The following is a 20951-nucleotide window of genomic DNA, read 5'->3' on the forward strand; positions in this document are numbered from 1 at the left end:
TTTGCCGTTTTCGAACTGAAAGACTTGCGAGGAACGCTCGGGAATGCTTATCATGGTTTTGCTGTAGCAAAATCTACAGCCGGGCGTGAGAACCCGACTTCACAAAGGCGCTACAGCGCCCCTACCATTGCAGGCGCTTTTTTCATGCCTGTAATGTGTCGTTATGGCGGCTGTGCGTGGGCACGCTTCGGCGTGGCCGGTTTTCTTTGTGGCCGGTTTCTCACCCCGCGTACGGTCGCCTCCAATCGTGTGAGAACGGTTGTTGGTGACTCCAAACACAAAGGAGTCTTACCCATGGCCAATCACAGCCAAGGTGCGTCTACGCACACCCACGTTTCCCCCTCGCATGTTGCTATCGCGCTAATCGGTGCAAAACTGATTGCCTACCGTGTTAACCGTAAGCCTGCACAGCTTCACCAGCTGTTGGGTATGGCACGCATGGCCACCGCGCTAAATCTCCTCTCTTACCAAGAACATGACCAACTTCTCGTCGAGCTTGAGCGCTTGTGTGTCGAGGAGGTGGCTCATGACTAAGTTCACGAATTCCCCACGGCTTGAAGATGCGGTTTGCCTAACAGAAGCCGAATGCTTGTTAGTTGATCCTCGCGCCGATGGCGACACGCTGTTTGAACACGCAGAAATGCGCCTGGAGGCCGTCAGCAATTTGATGCTGTCGCTTTGCCAACTGGATACGCCAGGGGCCAGCGCCGATGCGCGTGATTTAGCCAATGTGGCTATCGCATCGCGAATTTTACTGGCCGATGCGTCTGACCTTTTCCTAGTGGCGCGCAAAACCGTCAGCCGCCAAATACCGCCTGCCAAGAGGGAGGCGAGTCATGGCTAAGACGACCGTTCAAAAGATTCAGCAAGTGGCCATCGCCGCATTAAACGACGCTGAAACATTACTCGCCGAATGGCTACCCGATGGGGCACGCCAGGGCAGTGAATGGGTAGCACGCAACACGGCCCGCGATGATCAAGGAAAAGGCTCGTTTGGTGTCTCGCTCACCAGCGGCAAGTGGAACGACTTTGCTGACTCAGACGCCCATGGTGGCGATTTGGTGTCGCTACTTAGTTACTTGCGCGGCTGTCGGCAGGTAGACGCCGCCATGATGATCGATCAGCGCTTAGGGCTGGGTATTTTCCATCGCAACGGTGAGGCGCAAGCCTCACCCCCCATTGCCGTTACCCCCACCAAGACCCAGCTACGCCAGCAGGCGGAAGCGCAACGCCTGTTGGCCCTGCAAAAGGCCGCAGAGTTAGCCAAAAAGCTGTGGCTGAGTGGCCAGCCCGCTTGCCCTGGGCATGCGTATTTGGTGCGTAAGGGGATTAGCGCTTACCGCCTACGCCAAACCCCCAAAGGGCAGCTAATGGTGCCCCTTTACGCCAACGGTGAATTGGTCAATGTGCAGTTGATCGATGCTCAAGGGAACAAGCGCTTTTTAAAAGGCGGGCAGGTGCAGGGGGCTTACTCACCCCTTGGCCATGTACTGCCTGGAAAAACGCTGTACGTCTGCGAGGGCTGGGCAACGGGAGCCACTATCCACGCCCATACCCGCGAACCCGTAGCGTGCGCCATGCATGCGGGCAACCTTGAGCCGGTGGCGCGTGCGTTATGTGAACGCTATGGCCACCTAGAAATGGTCATTGCAGGCGACGATGACCGCGCTACCCCTGGAAACCCTGGACGTCATGCCGCCAATGCTGCCGCGCTGGCAGTGGGGGCATTGGTGTTGTTCCCGGCTTGGCCGACAGAAGCCCCGCATAGCCTGACCGATTTTAACGACTTGGCGTGCTGGTATCGCCAACAAGGGGGCCGCCATGAGTGAGGTTAAACGTGAGCAGCAAAGCCACCTTGCGCTTGTTGGCCAACCGACTGCGCCGGAGATCGACACGTTAGAGCGCCCAAGCTATGCCGTGTACGAAGGGCAAACCCTGGTGGATGGCAAGCTGTTTCGAGCGGGCACATGGTTTCACGGCATCAAACAAGGCCAGGGTGATGATATTGGTCAACCGTTTGATCTATGGATTTGTGGCCCACTGCATGTGGATGCTGAAACGCTCAACAGTGATGACGGCAGCGTCGGCCGCTTACTGCGCTTTAAGCACCGGGGCAAGGTCATTGAATACGTCATGCCCATGGAAGCACTGGCCGGGAAGGGCGAGGAGATCCTAAAAGCCCTTTTCCGCCAGGGCTTAAAAGTGGAGTACCACCAGCGCCGCTATGTGCCTGCCTATATCGCCAGTCACCACGACTTAAAGCGCGTGCTGGCCACCACCACCAAACCGGGCTGGCACGATGCAAGCGGGGCGTTTGTACTCCCCGGCAAAATTTTAGGCGGTAAGGACGTGCGCTTTCAGGACAGCGGCAAGGGTGCCCACCTATTTTCTGAACGGGGCACGCTGGAAGGCTGGCAAAGCGAGCTAGCCCACTACTGCCAGGGCAACCCGGTACTGATTCTATCGGTTTGCTGCGCGTTGGCGGGGCCGCTGCTTTCAAAGGTAGGCGTAAACGGTGGTGGTGTGCATTTGGTGGGTGACTCATCGAGCGGTAAGTCACTGGCCCAGGCTATCGCCGCCTCAGTATGGGGCGACCCCAGTCGTTTTGCCGCGTCTTGGGATATGTCGCGGGGCGGTATCGAGATTGAGGCATCGTCCCGTAATGACACGGTGCTGATTCTGGACGAGATAAAACGTGCTGACCCCAAGCGGGTACAAGAAATGGCCTACGCCATCGCTAACGGCACCGGTAAAGGCACCATGACCCGCGAGCGGGAAGGGCGAACTAAGCTCTACTGGCGTGTTTTAGCGCTTTCCAGTGGGGAGCGGTCACTGTCTGAACATGCGGCCATTTCAGGTAATGCCGCCCACGCCGGGGCAGAGCTGCGCATGGTGGATGTTAACGCGGGCACACGCACCTACCGTGCCTTTGATGACGTTCACGGCATGAGCGGGGCTACCTTTCATAGAAAGCTAACCACAGCCACTGCACACCACTACGGCATGGTGGGGCCTGCGTTCGTGGAGCACCTCATTAAGGAAACCGACCCTGACTACTTTTATCAGCGGTTCGCTGAGGTGCGGGGAGGATTCAATTCTGACGGCCCGCAAGCGGGCAGGGTCGCGGATCGCTTCGCCATTATTGGACTAGCGGGAGAGCTGGCATCCACCTACGGGATTTTACCGTGGGAAGAAGGCACCGCCGCTAACGCATGTAGTCAGCTATTCCGCGAGTGGGTCGCCAGGGTTGGCGATGGGAACGCCGAAGATCGACAAATACTTAGCGCGCTATCGGACTTTATCGCTATGCACGGTGATAGTCGCTTTTCCAACATCGCCGCTGAGCTGCCTAATCCTGGCATCAAGCACCGTGCGGGTTACTACGAGATAGAGGACAGAAAACGCCTTTATCTGTTCAACCGTGCCTCACTAACAGAAGCGGCCGCGGGGTATGGCAGAGACCGCGTGATACGCACTCTGGAAACCTACAACGTGTTGGCCAAAACCGATAGTGGCCGCCGCCAGAAAAACTACCGCCTGCCAGGAGGAGGGAGCACGCGCTTTTTTGTCATTGATCCCGACAAGTTGGACGGCGAGCGAGGGGGCGAATGATGCAGAGGCTTTTTACGCGTGAACCTAGTTTCTGTGGCAACACTGGCTACAACGGCAACGCCCAGCAACCATGCGGGTTACAGGTGTTGCCTATTAATAAGAGAGGTGGCTACAAAGGCAACACATATCTTTATATCTATATAGATCCTGACTCTGTCTGTTGCCGTTTTAAAAAAGCGGCTACAGGTTGCCAAAAAAAATATCAATTAAATCAATGCTATTGCCGTTGTTGCCACGTTGCCCCCGTTTTTCAAAATCAGACAGGGGAATTATATATGGGAGGTATTGAGAACTATTCCCATATTTGCAAGGAGGCGACCCCTTTCCCTTCCTGGCAGGCGTTTTTCACCCAGCTAAACATTTCCCGTTGGTGGGGCCTTGGCTCCACCGTTTCACCCGCGCACCCATGCCAACCGTGAGGCCAACATGACCCAGCAGTCACCAGAAACCACCCCAGCCGCTAAACCGGAGAGTCAAAACATGGAAGCAGCCAACATGCGTTACTTTAAAGCCCCCGACATTGTTGCTACCGGGGTCACAGCGGCAGAACTAACCGCACAGGTGAATAGGGAGAGAGCCACTTACTTAATACGTCGTGAGAAGCTCGAAGATGTGACTAATGAGCTAACAAAATTACGGAAAACGCTGAGTGCGTTAGGCCAGCAAGAGAAAGGAGTGGATGCCGAATGGCGGCAAGAATTCGTGAAGGGCTTCGGCAAACAGAGCAAAGCGGTACGTGACAAGCTCAAGCAAAAGGGGCAGTGGGCCTCAGAAGCTAGCCAGATCAAGGAAATGATAGCGCTGCTGGAACCGCAAGCGGAATGGCTCAAAATGCAGACCCACGCTGCGCGCCTCTCGCTACGAATAACCGCGCGTCGCCTTGATGATCTTTCATCGCACAATCAGCTAATGAATAGCCTGAAAGAAATGAGTGAAAGCGAGAGCATGGCAAAATTTAGCGCTGCTGTGCCGCAGCTTTTTGAGCGTATCGAGGTAGGCACCTATAACGATACAAGTTTCATGATTGGACTAGGTATTGATGTTGCTATCCAGCCAGGGAAAAGCATCACGCCACACATGACCAATGATGATCACAGGCACGCATCCCGTGAAATTCGCCTGCGTCAGTACGCAGCGCTGGGTGAACTGCTGGTTAGTTTCTTGCCAGAAGTGGGTGGCCAACAAGCCATGCCAGCGACCCAGCTACCGCCGCGCCTCGAATGTGAGGCGGTAAAGGGTGAGTACGCATCAAGCCTGGGCTTTGCCCGCCGTTTAAAAGACCTTGAGCTGCAAATGGAGTATGTACCGAGCCTGGACGATTTAGATAGCGCCCAAGCCTAACCTCTGCTATTCACTAGCTTACGGCCAACGCCCCGCCTTTTTGCGGGGCTTTCGCATGTTAGGGCTAGGAATCCAAGCTCTGGCTGTCGTCCACCCGTTCAAGCGGGAGAGACGCATGTGCTAGTTTATATCCATTATTTTTTGGAGAAAAACAGCAATGGAAGTCACTATCGGTAATGATTCTGAATTGATCAGGCAGGCTCAAGGTATCCGTTATCAGGTGTTTACACGTGAACAGCAGATTCCTGCAGAGCTTGAACTGGATGGACTGGATGAGGAATCATTCCACGCGCTGGTAACGGACAACGGTGAACCCATTGCAACGGCCCGGCTAACAGTGAAAGAAGACGGCTCTTCTACCATGGCCAGGATAGCGGTCAGTGAGGTATGTCGAGGAATGGGCGTCGCTTCGAAAGTTGTTCAGGCAATGATGCAATATGCCCAGGAGTTAGGTGTCACTTCCATTGAGATCCATGCCCACACTTACCTTAGAGATTACTACGAAAGGTTTGGATTTGAGTTCATCAAGGAAGTAGAAGTCGTGGGCGAACATCAACTGATTGAAATGCGGTATCAGACAGCGCATTCATAACCAAACATTCTCAAGGTCGCTCTAGCGGCAGTTTTGACAGTCATAGGCGTTCGCCCTAACCGCGACCTACGGCGCGCTATCGCTTCGCAGCTCAGAAGATAAGATCCGTGGCCGCCAGTACACCGCGCTAAGTAAGGATGCTGCATCGGCGAAAGAAGCTGGTAGGTGACCAACGCCCCGCCTTTGTGCGGGGCGTTGTCGTGTTAGGCAGGTAGAAAGGAGGGCGGAAGGGTAGCCAGCCTTGTACGAGCGCCTACAGGCCTTCATGCGGCGATGTTGCCAGCCAATCTGCCCCACACCGGCCGCGACCCACGCCGCGCCATCGTCACCCCGCCCCGCCCGCGCGCTAAATGTAGTGGTTTTTATGCACCTCTGCACCCGCCGCCAAGCCGCGCCACTGCTGGGCTGGCTGGTGGAAAATCGGTGCATGAAAATCATGCGTTTTCATGCGAGGTTATGCAGTTTCAATGGATAGGATGGGGAGCAATTAGCTAAAGCTGGGCTATCGGCTGGCCGATAGCTAAAAAGGGCATTCTTGATAAGGCCTAGCAGTACCGAGGTGTTACGGTGAGTAGTGACACAAAATGATCTAAAGTCTCAGATCATTGGGTTGTACAGACCTAGAAAAATGGTGAATACTGCTTAAATATAATGAAGCATGAGTGCATGACTGATGAGAGTTTACTAGCTTGCAATTATTGAACTTTTGAACACCAACCCCTCAATTGGAGTTGCTGAGACGCATTATCATTATTTTTTTACAGGGGCTTAGCCGCTCCAGCTAAGCTTTTCCATGAGCCATTAAACTCAATGTTCAGGTTAGTCCAGACGCGCAGTGGGTATGCAGGAAAATGGAGCAAGCACAAAAAAAACAAATCTTAAATATAATTATTTTAATGGGTAGTAGCATTATAGGATTGAGTGATCTTGCAGGCTGTATTTACAGAAGAAAGTAACGATATGTTTTAAACATAGAATGAACCGTTTAGTAAATGTTAATTTCAAATAAGAGCATATATGACGATAAATTACAGACCATTAATCGAATCTTTGGCTTTATGGCTAAAAGAACAGGCTCATGCAGTACGTGTTATAGGCGGGATATTTCTACTTTTGGCCTTGGTTCTGGGGATTGTTTGGAGCATGGGTGTAGAGCTGGAGCCTATTGCGTTCGTTTTAAGCTTGTTGGCGTCTGTATTTCTCTCCTTGCCTTCTGTAGCTGAGTACATACTTCCTGACCGAAAGCCAATCCGTCATATGTCTTTCGATGAGCTTTTGCGCTTGATTGACGAAGAAGAGCCAAGTGCTTGGAAAGTTTTGCATACAGATTGGGCTGCTGAAGCATTTCTACGCTCTGATCCTAGATTGCGCTTTAGAACGAGGAACGACGAGGTGGGCGTCGAATGTGATGATTTTAAAGAGCCTTGGGCAAATCAACATCCCAACCCTAGAGCGATTACTTATTGGTACGACTACTTTTATGATGGGAATTTAATTGAGAGATTCATACTAGTTGATGTGGATGGCAATAGGGCGACATTGCCGCTTCCAAAGCCGGGAACTACATATGTTCCCATGAGGCTATATCGTATAGCCAAGATATTTGAGAGAAATAATGAAGTTGATGACTATATGCAGCGTTCGGGCTTATCGATTCATGACTCTTAATCGTCAGTACAGCAACAGATTTTTCGTTGTAGCTTTAAAGCCATGCTTGCTGAGTGTCTTAGTTATTCACTAAAAAGTTGGATTAAAATTGAAACTATTGAAATCTCTTCTACCTGAAATACTAGGAATGCTTTTTGGTATCATCATATTGGCATTTTCTTATTTGTTGATTTTATTTGTGCTTCAAGTTGAAAGATCAGGTTTCTACTTGGAGATTATAAGTGGTATGAATGCAACGTCAATAAGTATATTTGTGGCTGTTTTTCTTTTTCTTGTTAAAGAAGTGCTGGAGTATAGAAGGAAAAGAAAAGCAAGATTAAGAAAGATTGGCGCGCTGAAAGCTATTATCTCAGAAGAGATAGAGTTGAATCATTGGACTTGGCTAAAAATCAAAGATTTAATAGAAACAGTAAAGAGTGAGCCTAGTGATACGCTATACAAAATAATTAAGTCAACATCAGGCACAGAGAAGTTCGAGTACTATAATAAAGATGGTGGAGGTGGGCAGTCTTTCCCAAAAGTATATGAGCATTTAATAGATAAACACCTCACTGAAATTGCTGAGTTAAATGAGAATTTTTATATTGCTGCCATTAACTACACTAAAGCTTTGGCAGAACTTAGTCATTTGAGGGCTGGTGCATACGATTTTATTCATGAGACACCGCAAGGAAGGCATTATGTCGAAGGTTTTGTTAGCTACGCATCGGATCAGCTTCCAAAAATATTCACAGATATGGAAAAGTGTTATCAAATTTGTAGTGGGGAGGAACTTTATAAACACCGAATGCGATGAAGGAACGCTTGATGATTTTTGTTAAGTGTTATGCACAGGAATAATATCCTTTTTACTATGTTACATAATAGAGAGTTATTTATCACTGTTTAGCAAAGTGCTATGTAACTAGGAGGCCTTAAAATGTTTGAAAAGCTATTCGATGTTTTTTCAAGACGTGAGCAGAAGCCCTCGAAGGTGGTGGTTAAACCGCTAACTAAGGAGTTTCGAAACAGGGTTTTGATGTTGCTGCATGACACTCTGCAATATCAATTTTACGCATTTTTGGGTGGACTGCACCAGAAGGCTGCATATCTCTATGGCACATTTGGGCTCTCCGAAACATCTTCTCATTCATCGCCGGAAGATGATTTGCTGAATTTTTTAGACACCTGCAGTGATGAACATTTTCTTGATATGATTGAGCTAATCTTTCGCTCGAATCTCCCTGGTATTACGTGGCCTGATAATCCACTAATTCAGGGCATCAACGATTTTTTACGTATTGACGCACTGCCTTACCATCTGACCGGATACTCAATGGAAGAAATTGAATCATCTTTCCATGGCACTCCGGCCATGTCGATGCGAATTGCTGAATTTCCTCAAATCATTCGTAAGGATAGCGAGGTGTTGCATCAAAGCGCGATGGAGCCCGCACTTACACTGTTGAATGCACCAGAGTTTAAGCATGCAAATGACGAGTTTTTGAAGGCGCTGGAAGATCATCGAAAGAGAGATCATCGAGATTGCCTCACTAAATGTGGCAGCGCGTTTGAAAGTGTAATGAAAGTGCTCTGTGCTAAGAACTCGATTCCATTCAGGGAAACAGACTCCGCTTCTGTGCTGCTCAAGGCGTTGTTGGGTAATGGACAGCTTGATCAATTCTGGGAACAGCCTTTGATTTTGATAGCAACTCTTAGAAATCGCCTAAGTTCATCGCACGGGGCCGGAGCTCAAGCCAAAGTCATATCGGAGCATGTGGCCACATACACAGTGAATTCAACGGCCTCTGCTATACTACTCCTTTGCTCTGAGTTTGGGTGAAAAGTGTCACATAACAAATATTTGGAAAACTATTTTAGTTGAAAAAATTAAGATTAACTGGGGTGCACAATTTGCTTTTGAAGTTGTACTGTTCCAGCTTGATCCACAGCAAGCTATATATTATTCGTTGTTGTTGGCGGTATTAGACAATTAGATAAGGCCCAAACTAGAGGGCGGTATCAAAAGGAGATCAAGATAAAAAATGGCTAACTTTATAGAAACTGAAATGTTGCCCGTCAGCAAGTATTTGGCTACCTCTAAGATTGTTAGGGTTCCAGAGTTTCAGAGAAGCTACGCTTGGACAGAAGAAGAAGTGTCCCAGCTCTGGGATGATGTCGTAGAAGCTATTGAAAATCAGAGAGGTGAGTATTTTATAGGCCCAATAGTCGTTAAGAATTCAGGCGAATTTTTAGAGCTTATTGACGGGCAGCAACGATTAACTACGGCCCTGATTTTGATCAGTATTATTCGCAGAATGTTCAGGTTTTCAGGAGATAATGAACGAGCGGACTGGTTTAGAAATAAGTTTTTTGGTGAACAGGATATAATGACACTAAAAACTTCCGAAAAATTTTTTATGAATGAGGAAAATAATGATATTTTCAGAATTTTCGTCATTGCGGACGCAACAAAAGATCAGATTAAAGCAAGACAGAAAGTTTATCTCAAGAAAAACTCAAACTATCTGCTCTTGCAATCAATTTTATCGCTTTGGGATCTTGTGGAAAGTTATATAGCAGGTAATGAAAATAAGTTGTTGGAACTGCATAATTACCTTTTTGAGAAAGTGAAAATACTAGTGCTGAGTGTTCAAGATGAAGCTGACGCCTATGTTATTTTTGAGACTTTGAATGATCGTGGCAGATCTCTCGATACTATGGATTTGCTTAAAAATCATTTGTTTTCAAAATCAAAAAGCTATATTGATGAAGTAAAAGAAAAGTGGAGTTCAGTTAAAGAGAATTTGTTGGAAATAGATCCTAAAAACAGGTTTTTGTCGCATTTCTGGTCTTCGTTCTATGGGAGAAGTTCAAAAACAGGTTTGTTCAGACTTATTAGAGATCAAATATCTTCACCACAAGATGCAGTAGGGTTTTCTAATAAGATAGCTAGCGCTTCACGCATATATTCTGCTTTACAAAATCCAAGTAGTTCATATTGGGATAATCACGAACAAGAAACACGAAAGCATGTGCTGACATTGAGGCTTTTAGATTCGCAGCAAAGCTTGCCTGTTTTGATGGCTGCATCAGACAAATTCGAGATCAATGAGTTTAAAAAATTAACTCACGTCTTAGTGGTTATGGCTGTTAGATACAATCTCATTTGTGAAGGTCGAACAGGTGTGTCATCCAATTATTACTCGGAAATACCGAAGAAAATTAGAAACGGAGAGTACTCTAAATCTGCTCATGTATTTAGGCATTTAAAACCGATTTATCCCAGTGATGATGAGTTTTTTACTTCATTTATTACAAAAACGCTATCAGATACAAAACGTGCTAGATACTTATTGATAGAGATTGAGAACAATTTATCTGGCGAAGAAAAAGTTGTGAATTCTGACCCAGATAAAGTAAATCTGGAACATGTTATGCCGAAAAACGGAAATCAGTTTTGGACTTCTGAAATGACAGGTATTGATAATGAATCTAAAGGCTATTACGTGAATCGCCTCGGAAACATGGCGTTGGTATCGAAAGATAAAAACAAAAGGGTCGGTTCAAAGTCGTTTGAAGAAAAGAAAGAACAATTATTTTCTTTACAAGTTGAATTCAAACTAACACGCATTATAGCGGAAGCCAAGACATGGGATAAAGAAGCTATTGATAATAGACAAACGTTGTTAGCTAACGAGGCGATTAAAACATGGGCAGTTGAAGTCGTATAAAAATGGCGTATTCGGCTAGCTAAGCCTGTGGCTTCGCTAGCCACATATCCGACTGTTATACGAGTGTCGGCTAAAATATTCCATTGGGCTAAATAACCCATATGTGTTACGAAAAAAGCCGTCAGTGATTGGGGCTATATAAGAGAAGCCGTTAGCTGCTACCGACGTAGGTGCTGGTATACAGCGTGGTATATTGTTTTTTTATTATTTAATTTAAGCACATTAAAATCATGTAGTTATTTGATTTTATCGACTCCTGCCAGGGACGCCAATAAAATAGTTATGTTTTTCATTCCTTTCTAGAATTCACCTTCTTTGTGTTTCGACCCCACAGACGACACCATAAGAAACGCTTGCTTAAAAGCTCGTATAAGCTGCTTCCATCAGCAGGGCTAACTAAGTACGAGTGCCAGCCAGACGCCCAGCCCTAGCTTATTTTTGGATTGGGCATCATGTGGTTAATCGTTAATAACCGCACTACACTTTGACCCACGTTGGGTTTTGCAATGGGCCTAGTCGCATTAATGGTGTGCTCAGCATCACTTTGGGTACCGCATGACTACTCCCAATTGATCCAATCACACGAAGTCCTTTAACTCCACGCGATTGAAGTCTCCTGTTTTGGCCGTTCTTTCTTGCGATTAGCTCTCTGTTTTTAGCAAGCAGATAACCGGTTTTTCTGAGTATCAAACACATCCATGAGGATAGGAGATACGTCCTTGAGCCATCACGAAATTCATAGAACTAATCGCGTCGGGTGGTTGCGTGCGTCTGTGCTTGGTGCCAATGATGGCATCGTTTCTACAGCGAGCCTTATTATTGGCGTGGCAGCAGCTTCAGCGTCACAAGAGAGTATTCTTTTAGCAGGCGTTGCTGGTTTAGTGGCAGGCGCTATGTCCATGGCAGCGGGTGAGTATGTATCCGTAAGCTCCCAGTCAGATACTGAAAATGCAGACGTAGCACTGGAAAGAAAATCGCTAGAAGATGATTTTGAGTTCGAGCAGCAAGAGCTTGCCGACATCTATGAACAAAGAGGTGTAGAGCCTCGGCTGGCACAACAGGTTGCAGAACAATTAATGAAACACGATGCGCTTGGTGCGCATGCCCGGGATGAAATTGGCATTTCTGTCGATGGCAACGCACGGCCAATTCAGGCTGCTCTTTCGTCAGCAGGGTCTTTTTTAGTAGGTGCGGCGTTGCCGTTAGGGGTCGCATGGTTAGCACCTGTGCATCTACTTATTGTGCTTGTCGCACTTTCATCATTAGTTTTTCTGGCGGCTCTGGGTAGCGTGGCTGCTCGTGCAGGCGGTGCCTCCACGATGGTTGGTGCCATCAGGGTAACCTTCTGGGGGGCTTTAGCCATGGCATTAACGGCAGGTGTCGGACGGATTTTCGGTGTCGTTGCATAACGTTAGTTGGATAAGGCTGGTTTTCGTTCAAGGCGGCGCTTCGTGATTACGGATAAGCAATTGCCAGCCCTAGACTGAACACCGTTGGCTGATGTCCAGCTCGCTCTGGTAGACCATCGTCGATATATCCAGCAGTTCCAGTACGCTGTGAACAGGTGGCCATGCGATGCAGGCGTTTCGGCAATCTGGCTTAAACACTCGATATCAATATTCCCGCGTTGAACAAAATCAGATGATAGCTACAGAGTACAAAAATTAACGGACGCTTAACGCAAGATTTTCCTAGTTAAATTTAGATTCTGTAGAGTGCTTTATTAATTTTTTATTTTGCATCGGCGATATTAAGGACTGCTTCGAATCCATCTTGTTTGCCTTTTGCAGGAGACTGCAGGTGTAAATGTATGTTGGCACCTGTGGCAATGGCATCTGCAATAGCGAGACCGAGACCAGAGCCAGACGCATCGGTTTTTGAGCGAGTAAAGCGGTTACGTAGCAGGTTGAGCTCATCTGCTGGCACGATATTTCCGCTATTGCGTACCCGAAAGTTACCGTCAGCGGATAGGATAACCTCCACAGGATGTTGGTGTGAGCCATGTTTGATCGCATTCTCGATCAGATTTCGAACCAGAATGGCGAAGGCATCAGGGTCGAGAAAAGAGTTCATTTCTCCCGCGGGCAGTGTCAGTGAAATTCTTCCCGGAGTCTGGCTTTCAAAATCCGCCACTATCAGGGCCAGAATGGGCACCAAGTTGTGCGTACGTTGCGCAATAGCGCCACCGCCTTCGGCTTTGGCCAGTTCGAGTAGTTTCTCCGAGAGTGCTGATAGGCTACGCAGTGCGACCTCCACTTCAGTAACATTATCCCTTAGCGCGTCACTATGGAGCTGGGTTTTCAAACGTTGAACCTTGGCAAGCGCCGTTGCCAAAGGGGTGCGTAATTCATGGGCACTATTAGCCGTAAAGCTGCGCTCAGCCTCAAGCGCACGCTGTAATCGTTCCAGCAAGCGGTTGACTGCGGCGGCAATGGGTTCAAATTCTCTAGGTAACTGATCAGCCGCTAAGGGAGTAAGATCTCCCGCCCCTCGGGATTCTATCGATTGCTTGAATTCAACCACTTGCCGCAACGAGCGCCAGACAATCCACCAGACCCCCAACAGGCTAATCGGAATCAACAATATCAGTGGCAGTAGCAATGCCAAGCCTGCTTCCAGGGCGGCTTCGTGTCGGTGGGTTAGCGGCTCGGCTACTTCTATGAAGAGGGTGCCACTAACAGCGGATGCGCCGTATATCCTGTGTGTAGAGGTATTTGAAAATCCTTCCAGAGGAAATGCGTTAAAAGCGCTGAGGTCGGCATCGTGAGATTGTAATAATAGGTTGCCTTGGCTATCTCTCACCAAATAAGTGAGGTATTCGTCGTGCTTTTTTAGGGTGGGCGCTATTCGATTTCTCGAATTGTTTTCTCGGTTCAGAATGTCAGTAACGGCCAATGGCAGAATGCGTTGGGCGGTTTCTTCAAGGGCGCTGTCGAAAACTTCATTCATTTCGTGTTGTGCGATAAGTCCAGAGGCCGTCACACCGCACAACCAGAGTAAAGTGACACCCAGGGTGAGGCCAACGCCGAGGCGTTTTTGTAAACTATTTTTATTGGCCATGTATTTCCAGTCGGTAGCCCATACCTCTCACCGTGACAATAGCATCGTGCCCCAGCTTTTTACGCAAACGGCTGACATAAACTTCGATGGTATTACTTTCTATTTCTGCCCCGAATGCGTAGAGGCGATCCTCAAGCTGTGAGCGTGACAATAAAATGCCGGGTCGCTGGATGAAACCTTCGAAAATCGCCCACTCTCGGGCTGTAAGCTCGACAGGCTGACCGTTGCGATGAATGCGGTGATCGTTCAGATCCACCACCAGGTTCCCAACATGGATGATTGGATTGGGATTGCCCCGGTAACGACGAGCTACCGCTGATACCCGAGCAGAAAGTTCAGAAAGATCAAAGGGCTTTATCAAATAGTCGTCGGCACCGGCGTTAAGTCCTTCTACTCGGTCAGAGACTTGGTCTCTGGCCGTTAGAATAATGACAGGTGCTGAATTTCCAGCGGTCCTGAGCTTGCGTAAAAAAGTCAGGCCATGGCCGTCCGGCAGCATAAGGTCGAGCAGGATAAGGTCGTAGGCAGTGGCCTTAACGCTGGCATCGGCAAAGCCCAGGGTTTGTACCCAGTCTACTGCGTGACCGTCATCGGCGATCTGATCGCGAACCGCTTCGCCAAGGCCGACCGTGTCCTCAACCAGTAGTACCCGCATTATTCACCTCTTATCTCACTTTCATATCTTCTTGTGGAAAAGATATTACCGCAAGTACCTGACATTGGCCTGAACAACACGGCTATGTCTGTTCTTTTGTCTGTCTTGCTTACAACCTGCATTTCAGCTTTCTGCGGATTATTAGCCGCGTTCAGGTCAGTGTCAGGTAAAGCTCATAACGTACGCGTTGTGACCTCTCGAGGAGATATCAAATGAAGACGAAAACAGTGGTTTTAAGCCTTGCCTTAGCCTTCATGAGCGCATCGCTGCTGGCAGATGATGACTGTAATGATCCGATGACCAACTGGCAGCCCCAGGAAAATTTACGCCAAAAACTGGAAGCTGAAGGCTGGACGGTATACCGCATCAAGGTGGACGACGGGTGTTATGAAGTGAAGGGGGAAGCACCTGGGGGCTTTCGTGCAGAAGCATCGTTTTCTCCCGCATCACTGATGTTGATGGAATTGGAACGAGAGGATGACGACGAAGATAACGATGATGATCGTTACCGCAATAACAGCGAAAAACGTGAAGGTACGCCGGGCAGTAACCCTTCGGCAGTATCTCGTAATGGCATTGTCAGTGGTCGCCCCAGCGTAACGGTTGAATGACCGGAAAGATGTTTAGCTGACCACCCTTTTATCAGGAGAGCGAAGATGAAACAGATTTTATCAGCCGTTGGCTTGGTCATCGCACTCGCCACCGCTTTAGCCATGCCTGCTTTTGCTCAGGCGCGTGAAGTAACTTTTACGATTGAGATGAAGAACTACGGTGGCGATGGTGCGTATCTGGCACTGTACCTTGCTGATGGGGAGGGACAGTATCAAGGGACTCTCTGGGTAGCTGGGGAAAAATCCAAATACTACAGTCACTTGAGTGGCTGGGCGCGTGGGAGTGGGTTGAATGCGGCCGAATATGATGGTCTAACCGGTGCGAGTTTAGCCAGTGGGCGCACTCTGAAAATCAACCTAGATCTAGATGATGCATTGATCGACAGTGGCTACGAGATACGGATTGATACTGCCGTTGAAGATATGCGCGATCATCGTGACGACATCGCCGTGCCGCTAACCAGCGAAAGCGCCGGACAACCGCAGGCAGGGCGTGGTTATATTCAATCGTTTCAATACGACCTTTGACAGGTGTGAGCAGGAGATAGCGCTATGTTACGACGGCTGCATGGACTCCCTGGTCTGCTTGTCGCATTGATTCTTACGGTGCTGACCATTTCGGGAGCAATTCTGGCACTAGCACCTGCGATGGATCGCGCTGCGGCAATGATTCCTGCTGCTGGTGAAGTGAGCGTGGCTGAGCTGGCAGGGCGGGTGGTGACCCATTACCCGGGAACCGAGCAGATCGTGCGTGGCGCGTCTGGTGAGGTGATCGTCTATTACTACCGCGATGGCCAGCCTGGAGCAGACCTAGTTAGCCCGTTGACCGGAGAGGGCATTGCACCCTTTGAGCCTTCGGTGTTTTTTATCTGGATGAAGGATCTGCATCGTTCGCTTCTGCTTGATAACGCCGGGCGAATGCTGGCTGGAATCATGGCCGCGGTGATGGTACTGCTGTGTATATCGGGAGTTTTGCTACTGGTTCGGCGTAGCGGTGGCTGGAAGGGACTGTTAAAGCCATTAACCGGTTCCGGTGGCACACGTATTCACACTGAACTGGCGCGATTTGCCGTTCTTGGGTTGCTGTTGTCGGCATTGACTGGCAGCTATATGTCAGCACAGCGTTTTGGTCTATTGCCCGAACCTATTGAGGCCGAGCCCATCTTTCCGGCTGAGGTCTCGGGCGGGCAGCCAGCACCGGTGGCAAGCCTGAATGCCCTCAAGAATGTTGACCTCAGTGATCTGCACGAATTGGTGTTTCCTTATCAGGGTGACATCCAGGATGTCTATTCTCTAACGACCCGAGAGGGAGCTGGGTTTGTCGATCAGGCGAGTGGCGAGCTGCTGAAGTATCAGCCGCGCTCTAAGGGTAGCGTGTTCCAACAATGGATGGTCGGTCTGCATACCGGTGAGGGGCTGTGGTGGTTGGGTCTAATACTGGGTGCGTCGGCGCTTACCGTACCGGTGCTTTCATTGACTGGGGTGAGCATCTGGTGGCAACGGCGGCGGTCATCAGGGCTGATGCTGGATAACGCCGATGTTGCTCAGGCGGATATCATTATTCTCGTTGGCTCTGAAGGTAACACCACCTGGGGCTTTGCCCGTGAGCTTCAGGCGAGCCTGAAAAAAGCAGGTTTTCAGGTGCATTGCAGCGAGATGAACGCATTGGCTGATCACTATCCACAGGCGTCCATGCTGTTTGTGCTGACGTCGACCTATGGTGACGGCGATGCACCTGGGACAGCACAGCGGTTTATGACCAAGCTTAATGATTTCGAGGATAAGAAAGCGCTGAAATACGCAGTGTTGGGTTTTGGCGACCGCCAGTTCCCGAAATTTTGTCAGTTTGCTGTGGATGTGGATGTCGCGCTGGATAAAAAAGGGCTGGCACGCTTATATTCCCTCGAACGGATTGATCGGTGCAATGCTGCGCAATTCAGTGAATGGGGCGACAGAATCAGCGAGCAGATGGGCGTTCCATTTACGCTTACCTATGAGCCATTGCCACCCGCGACGGTAACGCTGGAATTGGTAGAGCGCGCGGATTATGGGCTGGCTGTTCAGGCGCCGACCAGTATCATGCGTTTCAAAGCGACAGGCGCGAAGCAGGGGCGATGGTCGACGTTTCTCTCGCGAAAAAGCTCGCTACCGCTATTTGAAGCTGGCGACCTGCTTGGCGTTATACCTCCTAATGGGCAGACAGCTCGGTTCTATTCTTTGGCATCTTCTGATTCAGACGGGCTACTGGAGATATGTGTCCGCAAACAGCCCGGCGGCTTGTGTTCTGGTTATCTTCACGGGCTTAAACCGGGGGACTCTATCAATGGCTTTATTCGTCATAATCCCGAATTTCGGCCAGCGATGGGGAGTCATGCGACTATCTTGATTGGGGCGGGGGCTGGGATTGGCCCGCTGGCGGGGTTTATTCGCCGTAATACCGCCCGCAACCCGATGTATCTATATTGGGGTGGGCGCAATGCAGAATCGGATTTTCTCTATCAACCCGAACTGGGTAATTATCTCAACGACCGCCGTTTGACCGGGCTCAGTACGGCATTCTCTCAGTCTGATCAGCGAGTTTACGTTCAGGATAAGCTTAGGCAGGATCAGATAGCGGTGCGTCGCATGGTCGATGCTGGCGCTCAGATTCTGGTTTGTGGTGGCAGAGGGATGGCTGCCGGGGTTAAGCAGGCTCTGGAAGATATTCTCAGGCCGTTAGCTATTGACGTTGCAACGCTAAAGTCCCAAGGACGATACCTTGAAGACGTTTATTGAAATGATGAGGCAACTGATACGCCGATATTGATCTCGATCAACTAACGGTGCTGCGCTGATTGAAACTCCTCGTACAAGTGCGGTCGGTGAACTATCTTGTCCAAGCAGGTTTGAGCTGGGCAATGCCGCTGACTGCCGAGTTGTTTAGACGCTCAGAAAGGCTTTGAGTGTGAAGTTGACGACAGGAGACGCACCATGGCTAAGGATGATAAGTCAACGCCTGTATCGGAAAGTGATCTCGCCTCGCGGTTCCCGACTGCCTATACCATCCTCTTCGGCCTGATCATTGTCGTCGCTGCTTTGACCTGGATTATTCCGGCCGGACAATATGATCGTGTCATGAATGAGGAGGTCGGGCGCGAAGTGGCCGTGCCCGGCACTTATCAAACCGTTGACCCCAACCCCCAGGGCGCGGTCGAGGTTATGCTGGCTCCCACCGCCGGGTTCTACGATCCGGACAGTTACGTGGCCAATGCCATTGATGTGGCGCTGTTCGTTTTGTTCCTGGGGGGCTTTCTGGGGGTGATGAACGCAACCGGCGCCATCGATACCGGCATCCGCAGTGCCATGAGACATCTGCAAGGCCACGAAATCTGGGTAATCCCTATCTTGATGACCCTGTTCGCCCTGGGTGGAACGACTTATGGTATGGCGGAGGAAACACTCGCCTTCTACGCCATCCTGATACCGGTGATGCTGGTGGCTGGATACGACACTGTTACTGGTGTTGCCATTATTCTGCTCGGCGCCGGGATCGGCGTACTGGGCTCCACCATCAATCCCTTTGCCACCGTTATCGCGGCTAACGCCGCAGGCATACCGTTTACCGATGGTATCGTGCTGCGTTTTATCCTGCTGATTGGTGGCCTGCTGATCTGCATCGGTTATGTCATGCGCTATGCCCACCGTGTCAAAGCCGACTCCTCCCGCTCGGTGGTGGCCAAGCAGTGGGGCGCCCACCGTCAACTGTTTCTGCAAGGGCACGATGAAGAGAGTCATAGCGCAAGCCTGACCCGGACTCAGATCATTGCGCTGATTATCTTCGGATTGACTTTTGTCATCATGATTTGGGGCGTCTCCTCCCAGGGCTGGTGGATGGCGCGTATGGGAGCTCTGTTCTTTGGTGCCGCCATTGTGATTGGCCTCATTGCCCGGCTGGGCGAAAAGAAATTGACCGGTAGTTTCGTCGATGGCGCCCGGGATTTGCTCGGAGTTGCACTGGTGGTGGGCCTCGCCCGTGGCATCGTGGTGATCATGGAGCAGGGTATGATTGCCGATACCATTCTGCACAGCGCAGAAACCTCGCTGGGTGGTCTGCCGGAGCTGGCGTTTATCAACCTCATGTTCTGGATTGAGGTCGGCATGAGTTTCTTCGTGCCGTCTTCCTCCGGGCTGGCCGTCCTGTCCATGCCGATTCTGGCACCGCTGGCGGATTTCGCCAATGTTGGGCGCGATCTGGTAGTGACGGCTTTCCAGGCTGCCAACGGGCTGGTCAATCTGATCAACCCTACCTTTGCGGTTGTGGTTGGCGGACTTGCTATCGGGCGGGTGTCCTACGATCGCTGGCTCGCCTTTATCTGGCCTTTGCTGCTTATTCTGACCGTGTTTATCAGCGTGATTATCAGCATCGGGACACTGTTTTAAACACTATTTTAAACACTGTTTTGAACACTGGTTAAAAGGAATTTTGTCATGTCTGAACAAACTCTTGGAGTGCACTCAGAAACCGGAACTCTGCGCCAGGTGATTGTCTGTCGGCCCGGGCTGGCCCATCGGCGGCTAACGCCGTCAAACTGCGACGCCTTGCTGTTTGATGATGTGTTCTGGGTTAAGCAGGCACAAAAAGATCACGATGTGTTTGCCAATCTGATGCGCAGCAGGGGGACCGAGGTACTGGATGTCAATGAGCTACTGGCACAAACGCTGGAGATTCCCGAAGGACGGGGCTGGATTCTGGATCATCGGATTAACTGGAATCATATCGGCGTTGGCATGGTGTCGGATCTGCGGGCCTGGATGGACGAGCTGCCCGGTGGTGAGTTGGCGAAGTTTCTGATCGGAGGTCTTGAGGTAACGGATCTGCCTTTTGATTCGGCGGGGCTGTTTGGTAACCATCTCGGACCATTCGGATTTGTATTGCCTCCGCTGCCGAATTTCCTGTTTACCCGGGATAACAGTGCCTGGGTTTATGGCGGGGTAACACTGAACCCGATGCACTGGGCTGCCCGCCAGCCAGAAACCCTGCTGATGACCGCTATTTATAAATTTCACCCGAAATTTGCCGGCAAGGTGACGGTGCATTGGGGGGATCCGTTGCAAGACCATGGCCTGGCCACCCTGGAGGGTGGGGATATCATGCCCCTAGGTAATCGCACGGTGCTGGTGGGCATGGGTGAGCGATCTTCGCCCCAGGCCATTGGTCAGCTGTCAAAGGCTCTGTTCGATGGCGGCATGGTCGATCGGGTGATTGCCTGCCAACTGCCCAAATCCCGCTCAGCCATGCACTTAGACACGGTATTCACCTTCTGTGGTGGCAACGTGGTGACGGCCTTCAAGGAGGTGGCGGATGCCGTGGTCTGCTATGACCTGAGGCCCGGCGAAGGTGGCAAAACATTGGCCTTCAAGCAGGATCGCCGCCATCTGTTTGAGGTGGTGGCCGAGATTCTCGGGTTCCCGGCGCTGGAGGTTGTACCCACGGGGGGGGATAGCCCGGAAGAGCGCGAGCGCGAACAGTGGAACGACGGTAACAACGTACTGGCACTGAGCCCCGGGGTGGTGGTGGGTTATGACCGCAACGACGATACCAATGCTGCGCTTGAAGCAGCGGGCATAGAAGTGCTGGCCATACCCGGCGCAGAGCTGGGCCGGGGCCGAGGCGGAGGGCGCTGCATGAGTTGCCCAACCATCAGGGATGCTGTCTGACT

Annotated in this window: 18 protein-coding genes; 16 read left to right on the forward strand and 2 right to left on the reverse strand. The window is 50.2% G+C overall.

All coding sequences use genetic code 11. From position 1 onward, the window contains the following. Window positions 1-294: 294 nt before the first annotated feature. From CEK60_RS21960 to CEK60_RS01505, 11 genes are all read left to right on the forward strand, one after another. Complete coding sequence (locus CEK60_RS21960) at window positions 295-534, forward strand: hypothetical protein (protein WP_157697974.1); 240 nt, start codon at window positions 295-297, stop codon at window positions 532-534. Further along, entirely contained in the window at window positions 527-844 is a 318-nt protein-coding gene (locus CEK60_RS01460) for a hypothetical protein (RefSeq protein ID WP_089037507.1), read from the forward strand. Before CEK60_RS21960 ends, CEK60_RS01460 begins: the two co-directional genes overlap by 8 nt. Next, a complete protein-coding gene (locus CEK60_RS01465; RefSeq protein ID WP_089037508.1) occupies window positions 837-1829 on the forward strand; it encodes a toprim domain-containing protein in 993 nt (330 codons plus the stop codon). Before CEK60_RS01460 ends, CEK60_RS01465 begins: the two co-directional genes overlap by 8 nt. Then, window positions 1822-3612 (forward strand): DUF927 domain-containing protein, encoded by a 1791-nt coding sequence (locus tag CEK60_RS01470; RefSeq protein WP_089037509.1) that lies wholly within the window; start codon window positions 1822-1824, stop codon window positions 3610-3612. The genes CEK60_RS01465 and CEK60_RS01470 overlap by 8 nt, the downstream gene beginning before the upstream one ends. Before the next feature lie 378 nt (window positions 3613-3990). Next, the gene (locus tag CEK60_RS01475; RefSeq protein WP_157697975.1) at window positions 3991-4953 is read left to right on the forward strand and encodes a hypothetical protein; all 963 of its coding nucleotides are present in this window, start codon (window positions 3991-3993) and stop codon (window positions 4951-4953) included. 157 nt (window positions 4954-5110) lie between these two features. Then, the gene (locus CEK60_RS01480; protein ID WP_027958988.1) at window positions 5111-5545 is read left to right on the forward strand and encodes a GNAT family N-acetyltransferase; all 435 of its coding nucleotides are present in this window, start codon (window positions 5111-5113) and stop codon (window positions 5543-5545) included. 1017 nt (window positions 5546-6562) lie between these two features. Further along, window positions 6563-7213 (forward strand): hypothetical protein, encoded by a 651-nt coding sequence (locus CEK60_RS01485; RefSeq protein WP_089037511.1) that lies wholly within the window; start codon window positions 6563-6565, stop codon window positions 7211-7213. 88 nt (window positions 7214-7301) lie between these two features. Continuing rightward, the gene (locus tag CEK60_RS01490) at window positions 7302-8009 is read left to right on the forward strand and encodes a hypothetical protein (protein ID WP_157697976.1); all 708 of its coding nucleotides are present in this window, start codon (window positions 7302-7304) and stop codon (window positions 8007-8009) included. A 123-nt stretch (window positions 8010-8132) separates the two neighbouring features. Then, window positions 8133-9035 carry a DUF7014 domain-containing protein gene (locus CEK60_RS01495; RefSeq protein WP_089037513.1) on the forward strand — a complete coding sequence of 301 codons (903 nt, stop codon included), beginning with the start codon at window positions 8133-8135 and terminating at the stop codon, window positions 9033-9035. Between the two features lie 202 nt (window positions 9036-9237). Beyond that, window positions 9238-10926 carry a DUF262 domain-containing protein gene (locus CEK60_RS01500; RefSeq protein WP_089037514.1) on the forward strand — a complete coding sequence of 563 codons (1689 nt, stop codon included), beginning with the start codon at window positions 9238-9240 and terminating at the stop codon, window positions 10924-10926. A 719-nt stretch (window positions 10927-11645) separates the two neighbouring features. After that, the gene (locus tag CEK60_RS01505) at window positions 11646-12335 is read left to right on the forward strand and encodes a VIT1/CCC1 transporter family protein (protein ID WP_089037515.1); all 690 of its coding nucleotides are present in this window, start codon (window positions 11646-11648) and stop codon (window positions 12333-12335) included. A 322-nt stretch (window positions 12336-12657) separates the two neighbouring features. Here CEK60_RS01505 and CEK60_RS01510 read toward each other — a convergent pair whose 3' ends face one another. After that, a complete protein-coding gene (locus CEK60_RS01510) occupies window positions 12658-13986 on the reverse strand; it encodes a sensor histidine kinase (RefSeq protein WP_089037516.1) in 1329 nt (442 codons plus the stop codon). Next, window positions 13976-14641 (reverse strand): response regulator, encoded by a 666-nt coding sequence (locus CEK60_RS01515; RefSeq protein WP_089037517.1) that lies wholly within the window; start codon window positions 14639-14641, stop codon window positions 13976-13978. Before CEK60_RS01515 ends, CEK60_RS01510 begins: the two co-directional genes overlap by 11 nt. Window positions 14642-14853: 212 nt before the next feature. Between CEK60_RS01515 and CEK60_RS01520 the strand changes: the two genes are divergently transcribed. The 5 genes from CEK60_RS01520 to CEK60_RS01540 all read left to right on the forward strand — a co-directional run bounded on the left by CEK60_RS01520 (window position 14854) and on the right by CEK60_RS01540 (window position 20949). Next, window positions 14854-15252, forward strand: a complete 399-nt coding sequence (locus CEK60_RS01520; RefSeq protein WP_089037518.1) for a PepSY domain-containing protein — start codon at window positions 14854-14856, stop codon at window positions 15250-15252. 45 nt (window positions 15253-15297) lie between these two features. Further along, a complete protein-coding gene (locus CEK60_RS01525) occupies window positions 15298-15780 on the forward strand; it encodes a DUF2271 domain-containing protein (protein ID WP_089037519.1) in 483 nt (160 codons plus the stop codon). Window positions 15781-15804: 24 nt separating this feature from the next. Further along, window positions 15805-18027, forward strand: a complete 2223-nt coding sequence (locus CEK60_RS01530) for a PepSY domain-containing protein (protein WP_089037520.1) — start codon at window positions 15805-15807, stop codon at window positions 18025-18027. A 195-nt stretch (window positions 18028-18222) separates the two neighbouring features. Further along, window positions 18223-19671, forward strand: coding sequence for a YfcC family protein (locus CEK60_RS01535; protein ID WP_089037521.1), 1449 nt, complete (start codon window positions 18223-18225; stop codon window positions 19669-19671). A gap of 48 nt (window positions 19672-19719) precedes the next feature. Then, window positions 19720-20949 carry an arginine deiminase gene (locus tag CEK60_RS01540; RefSeq protein WP_089037522.1) on the forward strand — a complete coding sequence of 410 codons (1230 nt, stop codon included), beginning with the start codon at window positions 19720-19722 and terminating at the stop codon, window positions 20947-20949. Window positions 20950-20951 lie beyond the last annotated feature (2 nt).

It is taken from the genome of Halomonas sp. N3-2A (assembly GCF_002216165.1).
Classification (GTDB): Bacteria; Pseudomonadota; Gammaproteobacteria; order Pseudomonadales; family Halomonadaceae; genus Vreelandella.

Bases quoted from the DNA above. Each gene is read 5' to 3' on its own strand.
- CEK60_RS21960 (WP_157697974.1), top strand. From the start codon at position 295: ATGGCCAATCACAGCCAAGGTGCGTCTACGCACACCCACGTTTCCCCC.
- CEK60_RS01460 (WP_089037507.1), top strand. From the start codon at position 527: ATGACTAAGTTCACGAATTCCCCACGGCTTGAAGATGCGGTTTGCCTA.
- CEK60_RS01465 (WP_089037508.1), top strand. From the start codon at position 837: ATGGCTAAGACGACCGTTCAAAAGATTCAGCAAGTGGCCATCGCCGCA.
- CEK60_RS01470 (WP_089037509.1), top strand. From the start codon at position 1,822: ATGAGTGAGGTTAAACGTGAGCAGCAAAGCCACCTTGCGCTTGTTGGC.
- CEK60_RS01480 (WP_027958988.1), top strand. From the start codon at position 5,111: ATGGAAGTCACTATCGGTAATGATTCTGAATTGATCAGGCAGGCTCAA.
- CEK60_RS01485 (WP_089037511.1), top strand. From the start codon at position 6,563: ATGACGATAAATTACAGACCATTAATCGAATCTTTGGCTTTATGGCTA.
- CEK60_RS01495 (WP_089037513.1), top strand. From the start codon at position 8,133: ATGTTTGAAAAGCTATTCGATGTTTTTTCAAGACGTGAGCAGAAGCCC.
- CEK60_RS01500 (WP_089037514.1), top strand. From the start codon at position 9,238: ATGGCTAACTTTATAGAAACTGAAATGTTGCCCGTCAGCAAGTATTTG.
- CEK60_RS01510 (WP_089037516.1), bottom strand. From the start codon at position 13,986: ATGGCCAATAAAAATAGTTTACAAAAACGCCTCGGCGTTGGCCTCACC.
- CEK60_RS01515 (WP_089037517.1), bottom strand. From the start codon at position 14,641: ATGCGGGTACTACTGGTTGAGGACACGGTCGGCCTTGGCGAAGCGGTT.
- CEK60_RS01520 (WP_089037518.1), top strand. From the start codon at position 14,854: ATGAAGACGAAAACAGTGGTTTTAAGCCTTGCCTTAGCCTTCATGAGC.
- CEK60_RS01525 (WP_089037519.1), top strand. From the start codon at position 15,298: ATGAAACAGATTTTATCAGCCGTTGGCTTGGTCATCGCACTCGCCACC.
- CEK60_RS01530 (WP_089037520.1), top strand. From the start codon at position 15,805: ATGTTACGACGGCTGCATGGACTCCCTGGTCTGCTTGTCGCATTGATT.
- CEK60_RS01535 (WP_089037521.1), top strand. From the start codon at position 18,223: ATGGCTAAGGATGATAAGTCAACGCCTGTATCGGAAAGTGATCTCGCC.
- CEK60_RS01540 (WP_089037522.1), top strand. From the start codon at position 19,720: ATGTCTGAACAAACTCTTGGAGTGCACTCAGAAACCGGAACTCTGCGC.